The sequence below is a fragment of the Buchnera aphidicola genome (assembly GCF_900128725.1).
In the GTDB taxonomy this organism is placed as follows: Bacteria; Pseudomonadota; Gammaproteobacteria; order Enterobacterales; family Enterobacteriaceae; genus Buchnera_F; species Buchnera_F aphidicola_K.
On the sequence record NZ_LT667500.1, the window covers coordinates 362078 to 377923 of the forward strand.

The 15846-nt window shown below is 26.4% G+C and carries 11 protein-coding genes, 1 tRNA gene and 1 other RNA gene; 10 read left to right on the top strand and 3 right to left on the bottom strand.

The window, feature by feature from the left end; all coding sequences use genetic code 11:
* Positions 1 to 128 precede the first annotated feature (128 nt).
* The 4 genes from lon (at position 129) to CINFORN2912_RS01555 (ending at position 8141) form a co-directional block, all read left to right on the top strand.
* On the top strand, positions 129 to 2477 hold the full coding sequence (gene lon / locus CINFORN2912_RS01540) for an endopeptidase La (protein ID WP_075434245.1): 2349 nt from the start codon (positions 129 to 131) through the stop codon (positions 2475 to 2477).
* A 127-nt stretch (positions 2478 to 2604) separates the two neighbouring features.
* On the top strand, positions 2605 to 4479 hold the full coding sequence (locus CINFORN2912_RS01545; RefSeq protein WP_075434070.1) for a SurA N-terminal domain-containing protein: 1875 nt from the start codon (positions 2605 to 2607) through the stop codon (positions 4477 to 4479).
* A 128-nt stretch (positions 4480 to 4607) separates the two neighbouring features.
* Entirely contained in the window at positions 4608 to 6344 is a 1737-nt protein-coding gene (locus tag CINFORN2912_RS01550; RefSeq protein WP_075434071.1) for an ABC transporter transmembrane domain-containing protein, read from the top strand.
* Between the two features lie 45 nt (positions 6345 to 6389).
* On the top strand, positions 6390 to 8141 hold the full coding sequence (locus CINFORN2912_RS01555; protein WP_075434073.1) for an ABC transporter transmembrane domain-containing protein: 1752 nt from the start codon (positions 6390 to 6392) through the stop codon (positions 8139 to 8141).
* A gap of 41 nt (positions 8142 to 8182) precedes the next feature.
* Here the strand turns inward: CINFORN2912_RS01555 and ffs are convergent.
* Positions 8183 to 8279, bottom strand: an RNA gene (gene ffs, locus CINFORN2912_RS01560) — signal recognition particle sRNA small type.
* 137 nt (positions 8280 to 8416) lie between these two features.
* On the opposite strand from ffs, the gene dnaX reads away from it, so the two are divergent.
* The 4 genes from dnaX to CINFORN2912_RS01580 all read left to right on the top strand — a co-directional run bounded on the left by dnaX (position 8417) and on the right by CINFORN2912_RS01580 (position 12648).
* Positions 8417 to 9532 (top strand): DNA polymerase III subunit gamma/tau, encoded by a 1116-nt coding sequence (gene dnaX / locus CINFORN2912_RS01565; RefSeq protein WP_075434074.1) that lies wholly within the window; start codon positions 8417 to 8419, stop codon positions 9530 to 9532.
* 123 nt (positions 9533 to 9655) lie between these two features.
* Positions 9656 to 9967, top strand: coding sequence for a YbaB/EbfC family nucleoid-associated protein (locus tag CINFORN2912_RS01570; protein WP_075434076.1), 312 nt, complete (start codon positions 9656 to 9658; stop codon positions 9965 to 9967).
* Between the two features lie 104 nt (positions 9968 to 10071).
* A complete protein-coding gene (gene htpG / locus CINFORN2912_RS01575; protein ID WP_075434078.1) occupies positions 10072 to 11928 on the top strand; it encodes a molecular chaperone HtpG in 1857 nt (618 codons plus the stop codon).
* 63 nt (positions 11929 to 11991) lie between these two features.
* Positions 11992 to 12648, top strand: coding sequence for an adenylate kinase family protein (locus CINFORN2912_RS01580; protein WP_075434080.1), 657 nt, complete (start codon positions 11992 to 11994; stop codon positions 12646 to 12648).
* 6 nt (positions 12649 to 12654) lie between these two features.
* Here the strand turns inward: CINFORN2912_RS01580 and CINFORN2912_RS01585 are convergent.
* A tRNA-Arg gene (locus CINFORN2912_RS01585) sits at positions 12655 to 12729 on the bottom strand.
* Between the two features lie 150 nt (positions 12730 to 12879).
* On the opposite strand from CINFORN2912_RS01585, the gene folD reads away from it, so the two are divergent.
* Positions 12880 to 13743, top strand: coding sequence for a bifunctional methylenetetrahydrofolate dehydrogenase/methenyltetrahydrofolate cyclohydrolase FolD (gene folD, locus CINFORN2912_RS01590; protein ID WP_075434081.1), 864 nt, complete (start codon positions 12880 to 12882; stop codon positions 13741 to 13743).
* Positions 13744 to 13757: 14 nt separating this feature from the next.
* Here folD and cysS read toward each other — a convergent pair whose 3' ends face one another.
* A complete protein-coding gene (gene cysS / locus CINFORN2912_RS01595; protein ID WP_075434083.1) occupies positions 13758 to 15173 on the bottom strand; it encodes a cysteine--tRNA ligase in 1416 nt (471 codons plus the stop codon).
* 331 nt (positions 15174 to 15504) lie between these two features.
* Here cysS and ybeD point away from each other — a divergent pair, with 331 nt between their 5' ends.
* A complete protein-coding gene (gene ybeD / locus CINFORN2912_RS01600; protein ID WP_075434085.1) occupies positions 15505 to 15768 on the top strand; it encodes a DUF493 family protein YbeD in 264 nt (87 codons plus the stop codon).
* Positions 15769 to 15846 lie beyond the last annotated feature (78 nt).

The window sequence follows — 15846 nt, forward strand, 5'->3', positions numbered from 1 at the left end:
ATACAGACGTCTATCTCTGGATATATGAGTGAAAATATAAATATGTACCACGTTATAGGCTTTATTAATAAACATATAAAATTATGCAAAAAGATATGTTTGTAAACACTAAAAAGAGAGAGATATATATGAATTCTGGGTATTCTGAAAATATTGATATTCCAATATTACCCTTACGAGACATTGTCATTTATCCGTACATGGTTACTCCTTTATTTATAGGTAGAAAAAAATCAATAAAATGCATAGAGTTTTCTATGAAACATCATAAAAAAGTGTTTTTAATTACGCAAAAAAAATCTGAAGTAGAAAACCCTAAAAAAAAAGATTTGTTTCAAATAGGTACAGTAGCCAAAATTGTACAATTATTAAAGCTACCGGACGGAACAATTAAAGTGATCGTTGAAGGAAAAAAAAGAGCAAAAATAAAAAATATCACAACCAATGATAATTTTGATATAGCGAACATACATTACGTTCAATCAATAGAAATCAAAGACCAAGACCAAAAAGTATTAATTAAAACGATTTTAAATCAATTTAAAAAATACGTTCAAATAAATAAAAATCTCTCTTTAGATGCTTTAAACGCAATACAAAAAATTACCAATACAGATAAGTTAAGTGATGTTTTAGCTTGCCACATACCTTTAAAAATTCAGGATAAACAATTACTATTAGAAATGCAGCATACTAATAAACGATTAGAATTTTTGATAGGAGCAATGGAGGTAGAGATAGATCTATTAAAAGTAGAAAGACGTATTAGAGCTAGAATCAAGCAACAAACAGAACAAAATCAAAAAGAATATTTCTTAACTGAACAAATAAAAGCAATTCAAAGAGAACTAGGAGATACAGATAATTCCATCGATGAACATGAAGAATTAAAAAACAAAATTAATCTAGCTAAAATGCCTAAAGCTGCAGCACAAAAAACTCACGAAGAATTAAAAAAACTAAAAATGATGTCACCCATGTCTGCAGAAGCTGTCGTAGTAAGAAATTATATAGAATGGATGATCAAAATTCCGTGGAACAAAAAAAGCAAAATAAAAAAGAATATAAATACTGCACAAAAAATACTAAATATAGATCATTTTGGCCTACGTCACGTAAAAGAGCATATTTTAGAATATTTAGCAGTACAGCATCGGAATAAAAAAATAAAGGGTCCAATTTTATGTTTTGTAGGTCCGCCGGGAGTGGGGAAAACTTCATTAGGCAAATCTATTGCACGGGCAACAGGAAGAAAGTATATACGCATGGCATTAGGCGGAGTAAAAGACGAAGCAGAAATTAGAGGACATAGAAAAACATACGTAGGCTCTATGCCCGGCAAATTAATCCAAAAAATAACAAAATCAGGTGTAAAAAATCCTTTATTCTTATTAGACGAAATAGATAAAATGGCATTTAATATTCGAATCGATCCAGCGGCTGCTCTATTAGAAGTATTAGATTCAGAACAAAACAATTCTTTTAACGATAATTACCTAGAAATAGATTATGATTTATCAGAAGTTATGTTTATCGCAACCGCTAATTCCATGAACATACCTTCTGCTTTATTAGATCGAATGGAAGTTATTCGATTATCCGGATATACGGAAGAGGAAAAAATAAATATTGCCCAAAAATATCTACAACCAAAACAAATGAAAGAAAATGCATTAAAGCAAACAGAATTATTTATTGAAGATGACGCCTTAATAAATATTATTAGGTATTATACTCGAGAATCTGGAGTAAGAAATCTTGAGAGGTCAATTTCAAAGATTTGCAGAAAATCAGTAAAAAAAATCTTATTAGATAAAAATAAAAAAAATATTATCATTAAAAAAAATAACTTAAAAAAATATTTAGGTATCAAAAAATATACCTATGGCAAAATCAGTAAATTCAATCAAATAGGACAAGTAACTGGATTAGCTTGGACAGAGATGGGAGGAGACTTATTAACTATAGAGTGCACGTGTATGCCGGGAAAAGGTAAGCTAGTATACACGGGATCCCTGGGAAAAGTAATGCGAGAATCTATACGCACGGCCCTTACCGTAGTCCGGTCACAAGCATCAAAACTAAATATTAAAAAAAATTTTTATTATAAAAATGATATTCATGTACATGTTCCTGAAGGAGCTACTCCTAAAGACGGACCAAGCGCCGGAATAGCTATGTGTACCGCATTGGCGTCATGTTTTACAAAAAATCCAGTAAAATCTAATATCGCTATGACCGGAGAAATTACTTTACGAGGACAGGTATTGGCTATTGGAGGATTAAAAGAAAAAATAATAGCAGCTCATCGCGGAGGAGTTCAAGTAGTTCTAATTCCCCGAGAGAATAAACGAAATTTAAAAGAAATACCTAAAAATATTCTTTCTACATTAGAAATACATTCAATAAAAAATATATCAGAAGTTTTGACGCTAGCTTTAGAAAAAAATCCTTATACTGATAATATAAATAAATAAAAACGTGAAAAAGAAATTGAATCAAGTATTACTTTATACAATATAGCTAACAAAATTCTATATTTTTGTTGGCTATAAAAATAAATAAAAACTTCTTCATCATCCATACCATTATTAGAAGGGAAAAATGAATATATTTGCATTAAAAAATTTTCATAAAAAAAAAATCTTATTAATACTTACTATAGTGATAATTTCATCAATAATATTAGGAAATTTATCCAATTGTTTTATGAGTAACCCAAAATTACCGTCTATCCAAGTTAATCAAGACAAAATATATCCAGAGATATTAAAACTTGCTCTCCATATAGAAGAGAAGAAACAGAATCAAAAAATGAAAAAAAAATTACCAACACGCATTCACAAAAGCGCTATATACAAAACATATCTTATGCAACAGGTAATTACCAAAATAATTAACGAATCTCTTTTTCAACAATATGCAGAGAAAATACATTTCAGTGTATCAGAAGCATATATAAAAAATAAAATTCGTTTTTCAAAACTTTTTCAAGTTAATAATCATTTTCAATATGCTAAATACTTAAGTTTTCTAAATGCAATTAAGTATACTCATAAAGAATATATCAATGCGTTAAAAAAAAAAATATCAGCACAATACTTAATAAAAACGTTATTAAAATCTATTATACTTTTAAAGACAGATATAAGGAATAAATTCAAAAAGATTATAGATAGAAAAAATATCCAATCTATAACCTTTAAAATTAATTTAAAGCCATTAAAAAAAAAAGAAAAAAGGTTACAGATACAAGAATATTTTAATGCAAATAAAAAAAAATTCTACAAACCGGAATCTCTAAAAATTAATATAGCCTGTTTAAAAAAAAATTTTTTTTATAAAAAAAAAATTAGTGATAGCGATATTAACAAGCATGCTAACAAAAATATGAAAGAATATACTTCTAATGTCCAATATAAATATAGTTATATTAAAACCGATAGCTTAAAATTAGCGAAAATGTTCAAAAATAATTACCACCCAAAAAAATCTACTATATCTTCTCATAAAAACCAATCTAACCAAAAAAATAAAACGTTTAATAATATCTCGCTAGGATGGATAAATAAAAAAAATATACCTTTGTTTATTCAAAAGTGTAAACTCTATAAAAAGGGGAGCTGTTCAAAAATAATTTTTTATAAAAAGAATTTTTTTGTTATAAAGTTAGACGATATAAAAAAAAAATGTATCACAAACCCTTATTCTCTAAAAGAGCAGAGTATGCGCCCAGTTAACGACAATAATATTTTATTTGATAAAATTATTTGTAATAACAAACAAAATGATTTGTTCAAAAATAACATAAAGATAGCTACGCTGTTACCTCAACAATTGTCTAACACATACTTAACCCCTTCTTTAAATTATAAAAATGTAACTAAATATTCTTGTTCTAATAAATTTAATAAATTTATACAAAAAGAATTTTTTAATGGAAAAAAGATTAATAAGGATCCAACAATAAAAATATATATCAATAAAAAAAACCATATATATCTACTCCAAAAACATTCATACAAACCTAAAAGGCTAGAAAACAAAAATATCATCTATAAAAAAATTTTAAATATTTTAACAACGAAACAGATATACAAGAAAAACTATAAACATATAAAAAATTTTTTATTAACCCCTAAAGATAAGAAAAAAGATTACTTATATAAACACAAATACTGCCCTCACAAAACTCAAACAATATCTATACAAAAAAATCCAGAAATCATGCACATTATCAACAAACTACCAAAAATAAAGAAAAATCAATGTATATATTTTTATCTTCCGCAGAAAAACAAACAAAATAAATTAATAATATACAAAAAAGAATTTTTCAAAAAACAAAATGTCATAAATAAATATGAAATCATTCAACAAATTAAACAATATCTAAAAATAAAAATAATAAGCACTATTGTATCGAGCTTATACAAGACCTCAAAAATAATATATAACCCAGGTATAAAGAAATCATAAAAGTAACAAAAAAATCATTCGTATACACAACAACATAACGATTTAAATTTCTAAATAACTTAAAATTTATTATTATTTTTGTTTATATATCAAAATTCTATTAATATTAAATACGTTGAGAACATTCAATGAAACTATTACGACAGTTAGCTTGGTATTTTTCTAAAGAGTGGAAAAGATACACGGGAGCCTGCATTCTCTTAACTATAGTCACAGTATTACAATTACTACCATCTAAAATTATTGGTTCTACAATTGACTTAATACTAGATCACAACGCTTCTAGCCAAACAGTTATCTTGCAAATCTTAAAAGTTATCCTGATATCTATAACAATTTATATATTAAGATATTTCTGGAAAGTTTTACTATTTAGCGCTTCATACGATCTATCATCTCAGTTGAGATTAAAGTTCTGTTCTGCTTTACTAAAAAAAGATGCTGTTTTTTATTCAAATCATAGACATGGAGACCTTATCTCTAGATCTACAAATGATATTGATAGAGTGGCATTTTCTCTTGGAGAAGGAATTCTAACAATTGCCGATTCTGTCATTTTAGGATCCTCTATTTTTATCATGATGTGTGTTCAAATAAATTGGAAATTATCTTTTTTTGCATTAACGCCTATGCCTATAATGGCAATAATTATGAAAAAATGTGGTAACAAACTGTATAAAAATTTTCAAAAATCACAAAAATGTTTTGCATCTTTAAATAACCAAGCCCAAGATAGTTTAAGCAATATTCACATGATTAAAAATTTTGGACTAGAGAAGTCAGAAATAAAAAAATTTTCTATAGCTGCCGATTTAGTTAGAAAAAGAAATTTTAAAGTCTCAAAAATTGATGCCCAATTTGATCCAATTATTCATATATCTGTCGCATTCTCTAATTTATTTGCGGTATTGGGAGGAAGCGCTCTAATCGCTAAAAACCAGTTAACTTTCGGACAATTAACTAGTTTTATTTTATATTTAGGATCTATGGTTTGGCCTGTGCTTGCATTTGCTTGGATGTTTAATATATTAAAAAGAGGAAACGTCTCGTGGAACCGAATTCAAGAAATAATACAAGAACAAGAAAAAAAAAAAATAACTCTCATTAATCAAAAAAAAGTTATCAAAGATAATAATTTTAATATTTGCATACCTAAGTTTTCTTATCCCAATAGGACCAATGAAGTATTAAATAACATAAAACTTATTATACCCAAAAATAATACATTAGGCATATGCGGGCCAACAGGATCAGGAAAAACAACTTTAATTAGACTGATTCAAGGACATTTTCCAATATCTAATGGATATATCAAATATGACGGACAAAATATCAAAGATATATGCATAAAAAAATGGCGCGCAACTATTTCTGTTGTCAACCAAATACCCTTCTTATTTTCTGATACTATCTTAAATAATATCTCTTTTGGAAAACCCGAGGCTAACTTAGAAAATATAAAAGATGCAGCAAAATTAGCTTGTATACATCATGAAATAAAAAAAATGCCTCAAGGATATCATACTCATGTAGGAGATACAGGAATTAAGCTTTCCGGAGGTCAAAAACAAAGAATTACCATTGCCAGAGCATTTTTAGTTCCATCCAAGATTTTTATTTTAGATGACCCATTATCATCAGTAGACCATGAGACAGAATATAAAATTATTAAAAATATCTACGAATATACAGAAAAAAATAACATTACCACTATAGTAGTAACACATCGGTTATCAATATTAGAAAAATTTAATAAAATTATTATCATAAAAGACGGTATGTTATTACAACAAGGATCACATAAAGAATTATTATCTTCGGATAATTGGTACCAAAAAATGTATAATTATCAGAAGTTTAAATGAAATATCATTTGTAATATTCTTGAATTCATTGAGGGAAAAATAATAATGGAAGAAAAACAATATTCTTCATGGAAGTTAATAAAAAGATTATTAACTTATTACTCCAAAGAAAAATATTTACTACTATTTTCGTGCCTATTGATTGTATTAGCTACAATAACAGAAATTTCTAGCCCTATAATATTGAGTAATTTTATTAAAAATATTTTACATTGTCATAATATAAAAACCAAAAAAACCTTATATTTCATTATTTATTTTGTAGTCTTACAAAGTCTATCCTCATTGTTTTATTATCTTTATACTATAGTTTTTAGCTCTCTTTCAGCGAAAATTATAAAAACCATAAGAATCGAAATGATGGAAATAGCACTACGACAACCAATGAAAATATTTGATCAACAACCAATTAATTCAATAATTACTAAAATAACTAATGATACCGAATCCGTACAAGAATTCTATGAGACGATAATATCATCTTTTCTCAAAAGTATTATATTATTTAGCATGATACTAGCCGCTATGCTTATGCTAGAATGGCATATGGCGTTACTAAGCGCCTCTATAACTCCTTTTTTACTAATAATAGTCATAACTCATCAGCGCTATAGTAAACCCGTAATAAAACAAATAAAAAAGTATATATCACGAATGAACAATACTGTTCATGAAATTATTAATGGAATTGTAGTGATTCAGCAATTTAATCAAGAAAAAAATTTTCTAAAAAAAATCGAAAAAATTAATAACCACAATTACTTAAATAAAATGAGGATATTAAAAATTGATGCACTATTGTTACGACCATTATTAACCTTAATATCTACTATAATACTATCATCGATTATAGTAATATTAAAAATTTTTCCCATGAAAAATTTAGAAATAAGCGTTCTACACACATTTATTAACTATATTCGTTATCTTAATGAACCTTTGGTAGCAATTACAAATCAACAAACTATACTTCAACAAGTCCTAGTTTCTTCTGTAAGAATTTTTAAATTTATTGATTCTCCTATAGATACATATGGTTATAATTCTGTTCCTTTAAAAACAGGTAAAATTACATTTCATAACGTATCTTTTTCTTATCCTAATACCGATAAAGTAATTTTAAAAAATATCAATATTAATATACCAGACAAAAGTTATATCGCGTTAGTAGGAAAAACAGGAAGCGGCAAAACAACATTGTCTAACTTAATTCTCAAATATTATACAGCTACTCAAGGAGAGATACTCTTAGACGGAAAACCTATAGATACCTTTGCAAATTCGGTTCTACGAAAACATATTTCTATAGTACAACAGGAACCGACGATTTTATACGATAATTTGATTAAAAATATATCGTTAGGAAGAAACATTAAACAAAAAAAAATTATAAAAGCTTTGCACCAGAGTCAGCTAAAAAAGCTTGTAAATTCCTTACCAGAAGGATATATGTCTGTATTGGGTAAAAAAGGCAATAATTTATCTCAAGGACAGAAACAAATGATTGGAATTGCTAGAATATTAGTCTCTCAACCAAAAATATTAATTTTCGATGAAGCAACAGCAAGCATAGATTCAGAATCAGAACAAAAAATACAAAAAATATTGTCTTCTATTAAAAGAAAATCAACAATTATTGTTATAGCTCATAGACTATCTACCATAGTAAAAGCAGATACAATTGTTGTTTTAGATAAGGGGAAAATTATCGAAATGGGAAGTCATGATCAATTGATAAAAAACAAAAAATTATATTATAAAATGTATACACATCAAAATAATTATACGGACATATAAAACATATGATATATGATTAAGGAAATATATTTTATAATACCTGTTAGAGGACTTCGTAATACCTACACCATTTAAATTGGCTGCTTCTTTCCAGACCTGACCAGTTGTTTAAAATAATAGAATTACAAACATCCTCTAACAAAAAATTAATAATCAAAAAAAAAAAAAAAAAAAAAATAAAATTTATTTCACTCATAATTAAACATGAATCAATTAAACAAGTCAAGATAAATTTAATATCATTAAAACATTTGTTTCGTTATTAAGAGCATAAAATGAAATATAAAATACTATCCAATAAATGGAGACCACAAACGTTTGATCAAATTATTGGTCACAAATATATTATAAAAATAATAAAAAATAGTCTTGATTTAAAGCGTATCCACCAATCCTGGTTATTTTCTGGAATGCATGGAGTTGGAAAAACTACTATAGCACGCATATTGGCTAAAAGCTTAAATTGCAAAACAGGAATTACATCTCGGCCATGCAGAATTTGTTCACATTGTATAGATATAGAAAAAGGAAAATTTCTAGATTTTATAGAATTAGACGCAGCTTCAAAAACAAAAGTAGAAGATATTAAAATAATACTAGATTCTATACAATATCCGCCAATACAGGGAAGGTTTAAAATTTACCTCATTGATGAAATACATATGTTATCCCGACATAGTTTTAATGCTTTATTAAAGGCGTTAGAAGAACCTCCTCGATATATTAAGTTTATTTTAGCTACTACACATTTAAATAAAATACCTGATACTATAATTTCAAGATGTTTACATATTAACTTATTACATATTAGCCTAATAAAGATATCTAGATATTTAAAAGATATACTAGACCAAGACAACATCCATATTGATGAAGAAATATTAAACGCAATCTCTAATTCTGCTCAAGGCAGCATTAGAAACGCCTTAAATACTCTAGAACTCATCACTTCTTCTATGCAGGAAAAAAAATTAAAAAAAAAAAATATTTATAAAATATTAGGCGTTTTTGATAAAAAAAAAATATTTATTTTAGCTGATAACATTATTAATAATAATATTAACAATATTTTCAAAATATTAGATGACGTCGAAAATATGGGTATACAATATGATCAGATAATATTATCCTTAATTACTTTTTTTCACAATTTATCAATAATAAAGATTACCGAGTCCCTAAAAGATTCTCCAAAAAAAAATTTGTCTGTATATAATCACAAAATTTATATTTTATCCAAAAAAATTCTCTTTAAAGATACACAGATTTATTGTAAAATCCTTATTCAGGGAAGAAAATACTTAAAATATTCCCCTAATCCCAGAATAGGCATTGAAATAATATTTCTTCAAATATATCAATATATAAAAGAAAACAATAATTTTCAATAATATAAATATATTCAATAAAAAAAGAAAATTATTGATAAAGGTTATTTCTCAAAAAATAATTTAACAACTAGGATATAACATTAATATTTTAATTATATATTCTACTCACAAAAAAAAGAAAAAATGTATACTACAGAAAAAATAAATGAAATTTTGCAACAAGCAAAAAATATGCAGAAAAAAATAGAAGACATCCAAAAAGATATTAGCATAGCCGAAATTACTGGACAATCCGGGGCAGGCCTAGTAACCGTGGTAATGACTGGAAATTATAATTGTAAATACATTAAAATAAATAGCGAAATTATAGATGCAAAAAAAAAAACATTTCTACAAGATTTAGTTGCATCTGCTATTAATGATGCGATACAAAAAATAACTAAATTACAACAAAAAAAATTATCCTTAGGGCCAGGTTTATCCGATTCTTCCTAAATACAATCAAGAAAATAATAACAAAATACTATTAAAATCAGATATAATATCCTGTAGATCAATTATTTGGTAAAAATATTTTTTAAAATAAATGGAATTTAAAAATGCAAAATAAAAAAACTCACGCCTTTCAATCAGAAGTAAAAGAGTTGCTCCACATTATGATCCATTCCTTATATTCTAATAAAGAAATTTTTTTAAGAGAACTAATATCCAACGCTTCTGATGCGATAGAAAAAATTAGATTCGAAAAACTCTATCATCCTGAGAAATATACCAATCATTCTTACAGTCCAAAAATACAGATTTCAGTCAATAAAAATAAAAAACAAATTATTATTTCGGATAACGGTATTGGAATGCAGTACAAAGAAGTAATAAAAAATTTAGGAACCATAGCTAGATCAGGAACTAAATCATTTCTGAGTAAAATTAACAATATCGAAAATAAAGAAAAAAATGAATTTATTGGCCAATTTGGAGTGGGATTTTATTCTTCTTTCATAGTCTCAAACTCTGTATCTGTTTTTACTAAACATGCTTTAAGTCAAGAAAAAACAGGTACTTTATGGACGTCGGAAGGAAAAGGAGATTATTCTGTTGAGGTCGTCCCAATAGAACTACACGGCACTAAAATTATTTTATCCTTAAAACCAGAGGAAGAAACATTCTTAGAAAATTGGAAGATTAAGCAAATTATAAAAAAATATTCTGATCATATAGCGGTGCCTATAGAAATAGAAAATTATGATGAAAAAACAAAAATTTTTTCTTGGGAAAAAATTAATGAAGCTCAAGCGTTTTGGGTCCAAAATAAAAAAGAAATTACCAAAGAAGCTTATCAAAAATTTTATAAATATATAACAAATGATTCCGAAAACCCTTTAATCTGGAGTCATAATAAAGTTGAAGGAAATCAAGAATATATTAGTTTGTTATACATTCCGAAAAAATCTACTTGGGATATGTGGCACAGAGAAAATAAACACGGTTTAAAGCTATATGTTAAAAATGTATATATTATGGACGAAGCAAATCAATTTTTACCTAATTACTTACGCTTTGTAAAAGGAATTATTGATTCTCAAGACCTTCCTCTGAATATTTCGAGGGAAATACTGCAAGATAGTTCAATTACTGTAGTGTTGCGTAAATCTTTAACAAAAAAAATACTAAAATTATTAGAGTCTCTCTCTCAAAAAAATAAAAAAAAATATCAAAAATTTTGGAGCTCTTTTGGTGTAGTATTTAAAGAAGGCGTAGCAGAAGATACAGAAAACAAAGAAATAATTTCTCGTTTATTACGCTTTTCATCTATTAAAAACAAAGAAAATACATTATCTCTAGAAGAGTATGCGCAAAAGATGATAGAAGGTCAAAAAAAAATATACTTTATAACCGCTGAAAGCTATCAATCTGCTATAAATAATCCGCATTTAGAAATTTTTAAAGAAAAAAACATGGATGTATTATTACTTTCAGACAAAATAGATGAATGGATGATGAATTATTTACCTGAATTCCAAAATATAAAATTTCAATCAGTAAGCAAAACAGATACGTCAATCGAAGAATTTATTTCTAAAAAAAATACCCCCGATGAAACATGTAATAAATTTATTCAAAAAATAAAAACAATATTAAAAAATACTGTCAAGGATGTTAGGATCACGTATCGTTTAAAAAATACGCCCGCTATCGTATTAACCGATTCTAATGATATGAGCACTCAAATGGCGAAAATGTTCAGCGCAGCAGGACAACCTGTTCCCCCAATAAAATATATACTCGAAATAAATCCTAATCACCCATTAATAAAAAAAATACAGAAAATAGAAAATAAAGAAAATTTTCATAATTGGATAAAAATATTATTTGAGCAATCAATTTTAGCAGAAAAAGGTAGTTTAGATAACCCTCATAAATTTATTAAGAGAATTAATCATTTATTTTTATCATAAAATCATAAAAAATATAAACATAATTTATATAGAAAAATCGTTTTTTTTAAGGAATATTTTATTATGAAGCGTATTATTATTCTAGGAGCCCCGGGAAGCGGAAAAGGAACACAGGCTCAGTTATTATCAAAATCCTTGTGTATACCATTTATTTCTGCAGGAGAAATACTACGTCAAGAAATAAAGAAAAATGAAAAAACAAGAAGCTATATAAAAAATACAATAAATCAAGGCAAATTAGTCAAAAGTTCTTTTATGATTCAGTTAATTAAAGAAAATATACAAAAAAAAAATAGCTTTAATGGATTTATCCTAGACGGATTTCCTCGGACAATTGAACAAGCAAAGTCCCTAAAAAAATATATTGCTATAGAGTATGCAATATATTTAAATATTGAATACAAAGACATTATTAATAGAATTGAGGGGAGATTAATACATAAGCCATCAGGTAGAACTTACCACAGTATATTTAATCCTCCTAAACAACATAATGTTGATGATATTACAGGAGAAATATTAAGCAAAAGAAAAGATGATACAAAAAAAATTATAAAAACCCGATTCGAGGAATATATTAAACATACTCAACCACTAATTCATTGGTTTCAAAAAGAAAAAAAAAAAATTCATTATCTAGAAATAGAGGCTAACCAATCAATTAATCACATACATAAAAAAATCATTAATCATTTAAATAAAAAAAAAAAATATAAATAAAAATTTTGCGCTCTACAGGATTTGAACCTGTAACCTACAGCTTAGAAGGCTGTTGCTCTATCCAAATTGAGCTAAGAGCGCGAAAAAAAACCAAATTTTTAATATTATACTTAACAAGACATAAAAAATCAATAATTCTATTTACAGAAATAAAATTTTTATATAGTATATATAAATAATAAATATATACACTAATGTTAAACTTAAAAAAAATTTGGTATTTCTTAAATAATGAAAAAAAAAATTCTTAACGGAATACAAACAGCTCAAAAAATAACCAATAAAATAAAAAAAATAGTAAAAAAAAGAAAAAAAAATAAAAAAAAAGTTCCTAGCCTGGCAATGATTATAGTTGGAAACCATCCCGCTTCTTTAACATACGTATTTAAAAAAAGAGAAGCGTGTAATATTGTAGGTTTTTTTTCTGTATATTGGCATTTATCCAAACATATAAAGGAAACAGAACTATTAAATTTAATCCATCAATTGAATCAAAACACATGTATTGATGGTATATTAGTTCAATTGCCATTACCTATTAATATTAACTGTATAAAAATAGCAAATAGCATTGACCCTCAAAAAGACGTAGACGGATTTCATCCCTATAATATAGGATCTTTATATCAGTGTAACCCAGCATTAAGAGCGTGTACTCCTAAAGGCATAATTACATTATTAAATGAATACAAGATAAATATTTATGGTTTACATGCAGTCATTATTGGATCATCGAATATCGTAGGCAAGCCTATGTATTTAGAATTATTGCAAGCGGGATGCACGCCTACCCTAACGAATAAATTAACAATTAATTTAAAAAAATATGTTCAACAAGCAGATTTAATAATAATTGCAATTGGCCAACCAAACTTTTTATACGGTGACTGGATAAAGGATGGAGCAATTGTTATTGATGTAGGCATCAATTATATTTATAAAAATAAAAAAAAAATAATAGTTGGAGATGTACACTTTGAATCTGCATCTTTAAAAGCATCTTATATTACTCCCGTTCCAGGAGGAATTGGCCCGATGACAGTGGCGTCTCTGTTACAAAATACATTACAAGCATGCAAAAACTATAAAAAATAAATCTTTTTTTTTTTTTATTTCTTAAATCGATATGTTGAAATATTCAGATTATCTTCTACAATTACTCCTAATTCAAACAATTTTTTTCGCAAAAGATCTGCTAAATTCCATTGTTTTTCGAGCCGAAATTTTTGCCTCATATTCACTAAATTTTCAATAATTAAAATATTGCTCATTGACATTCGTGTAGTTTGATATAAAAAATTTTTTGGACTTCTATTAAATAAACCTAAAATATTTCCTAAAGAAACCAAATCAGAAGCAAGTATATTAGCTAAATAAGTATTATTTTTTTTAATTTTATTGATGTGTTGAGATAATTTTTGTAAAACTAAACATGCTTGAGAAGTATTAAAATCATTATTCATTGCCGAATAAAACTGGTTTTTGAATACATTCCTTAATTCAATTTCGTAATCTGTTTTAAAGGAAGCGCTAATGATACAATCAGATATAGATTGATACATTTTTATTAAAATATATTGAGAAATGCATAAATTTTTTTCTGAATAATATAAAGGGTGTCGATAATGTGTAGACAAAAAATAATATCTAACGACTTCAGGATCATAATTGTTCAATAAATGACGAATAGAAACAGCATTTAAAAGCGATTTAGACATTTTTTGGTTATTAAGAATAACCATACCTGCATGCATCCAAAATTCAACACAAAAAGAGCCCTGAAAGCTCTTTGATTGAGCCATTTCATTTTCGTGATGGGGAAATAATAAATCTACTCCTCCCCCATGAATATTGACATTATTTTTAAAGAATTTGTTAATAATAGCCGAGCATTCAATGTGCCATCCCGGGCGTCCTCGACCCCAAGGCGATAACCAAGATACATGAGCAGAAGATTGAGAATTATTATATTTCCATAAAACAAAATCGCGTGATCGATCAACAGAAGAACAATCCTCGGTAGCTTGGCGAGAAAGACAACAATCAGATACTCTATGCGACAACAATCCATAATTTTTATAACTATTAATAGAAAAAAGTACATCTCGGCTATCAGAAACATATGCATATTTTTTTTTTATTAAAACATCTATCATTTTAAAAATATCAGGCATACATTTTGTAACACGAGGCTCTCGATGAGGAGGAATTAAATTTAATAGTAAAAAATCTTCTTTCATCAATCGAATCATACGAGAAGCTAATGAAAATACCGACTCTTTCTGTTGTTCTGCCTTCTTAATTATTTTGTCATCAATGTCAGTAATGTTGCGAACATAAAAAATATTATATCCTATCTGTTTCAAATAACGGATAATAATATCAAATATTACAAATGTCCGAGCATGACCAATATGACATAAATCATATGCCGTGACACCACATACATAAATATTTATATTTTTACTTTTTGCATGCTTGAATATTTCTTTTTTTTTCGTTAAAGTATTAAAAATTTTCAGCATATTAAAGCTCATTACAAAAATTTTAAAGAAAAAAAATATATATAATGATTTAAAATTATAATAAAATATTTTTATATATCATAAATCAAATGTTGTTATACTATATAACAATCATAATTCTTATATATACAAGAAATAAAAGATTATTTATAGAAAAGTAATTCGTATATATGCTACAGGATATACTATTAAATAAAAAAAATAAAAAAATACTCAAGTTATATAATAATATTATATCACAGCGTATTTATTTATAAAAAATAATCGATATTTTTATATAAATAAAAAATTATTTTCTTAAACGTTAGATGATTTTTATAAGAGAAAACGAATGGAAAAAAAATTCACGACACTTCTAAAATTCCCATGTACCTTTACATACAAAGTCATAGGGTTGTCACAGCCGGAACTAACTAATAATATTGTAAAAATAATACAACATCATGTTCCAGGAGATTATGCTCCACAAATTAAACCGAGCAATGAAGGAATATATTTATCAATTTCAATTACTATTTTTGCAAAAAATTTTAAACAAATAGAAAAATTATATAAAGAATTAATTAAAATTCATTTAGTTAAAATGGTTTTCTAAAATCACTTTGCGATGCGGTATTGTAATCATACTCCGCACCGCAAAAGTACTACTTATGCTGAATAAAAAAATATTTTT

Coding starts and splice junctions, on each gene's coding strand:
- lon (WP_075434245.1), top strand. CDS start 129: ATGAATTCTGGGTATTCTGAAAATATTGATATTCCAATATTACCCTTA.
- cysS (WP_075434083.1), bottom strand. CDS start 15,173: ATGCTGAAAATTTTTAATACTTTAACGAAAAAAAAAGAAATATTCAAG.
- ybeD (WP_075434085.1), top strand. CDS start 15,505: ATGGAAAAAAAATTCACGACACTTCTAAAATTCCCATGTACCTTTACA.
- folD (WP_075434081.1), top strand. CDS start 12,880: ATGAAAAAAAAAATTCTTAACGGAATACAAACAGCTCAAAAAATAACC.
- CINFORN2912_RS01570 (WP_075434076.1), top strand. CDS start 9,656: ATGTATACTACAGAAAAAATAAATGAAATTTTGCAACAAGCAAAAAAT.
- dnaX (WP_075434074.1), top strand. CDS start 8,417: ATGAAATATAAAATACTATCCAATAAATGGAGACCACAAACGTTTGAT.
- CINFORN2912_RS01550 (WP_075434071.1), top strand. CDS start 4,608: ATGAAACTATTACGACAGTTAGCTTGGTATTTTTCTAAAGAGTGGAAA.
- CINFORN2912_RS01580 (WP_075434080.1), top strand. CDS start 11,992: ATGAAGCGTATTATTATTCTAGGAGCCCCGGGAAGCGGAAAAGGAACA.
- CINFORN2912_RS01555 (WP_075434073.1), top strand. CDS start 6,390: ATGGAAGAAAAACAATATTCTTCATGGAAGTTAATAAAAAGATTATTA.
- htpG (WP_075434078.1), top strand. CDS start 10,072: ATGCAAAATAAAAAAACTCACGCCTTTCAATCAGAAGTAAAAGAGTTG.
- CINFORN2912_RS01545 (WP_075434070.1), top strand. CDS start 2,605: ATGAATATATTTGCATTAAAAAATTTTCATAAAAAAAAAATCTTATTA.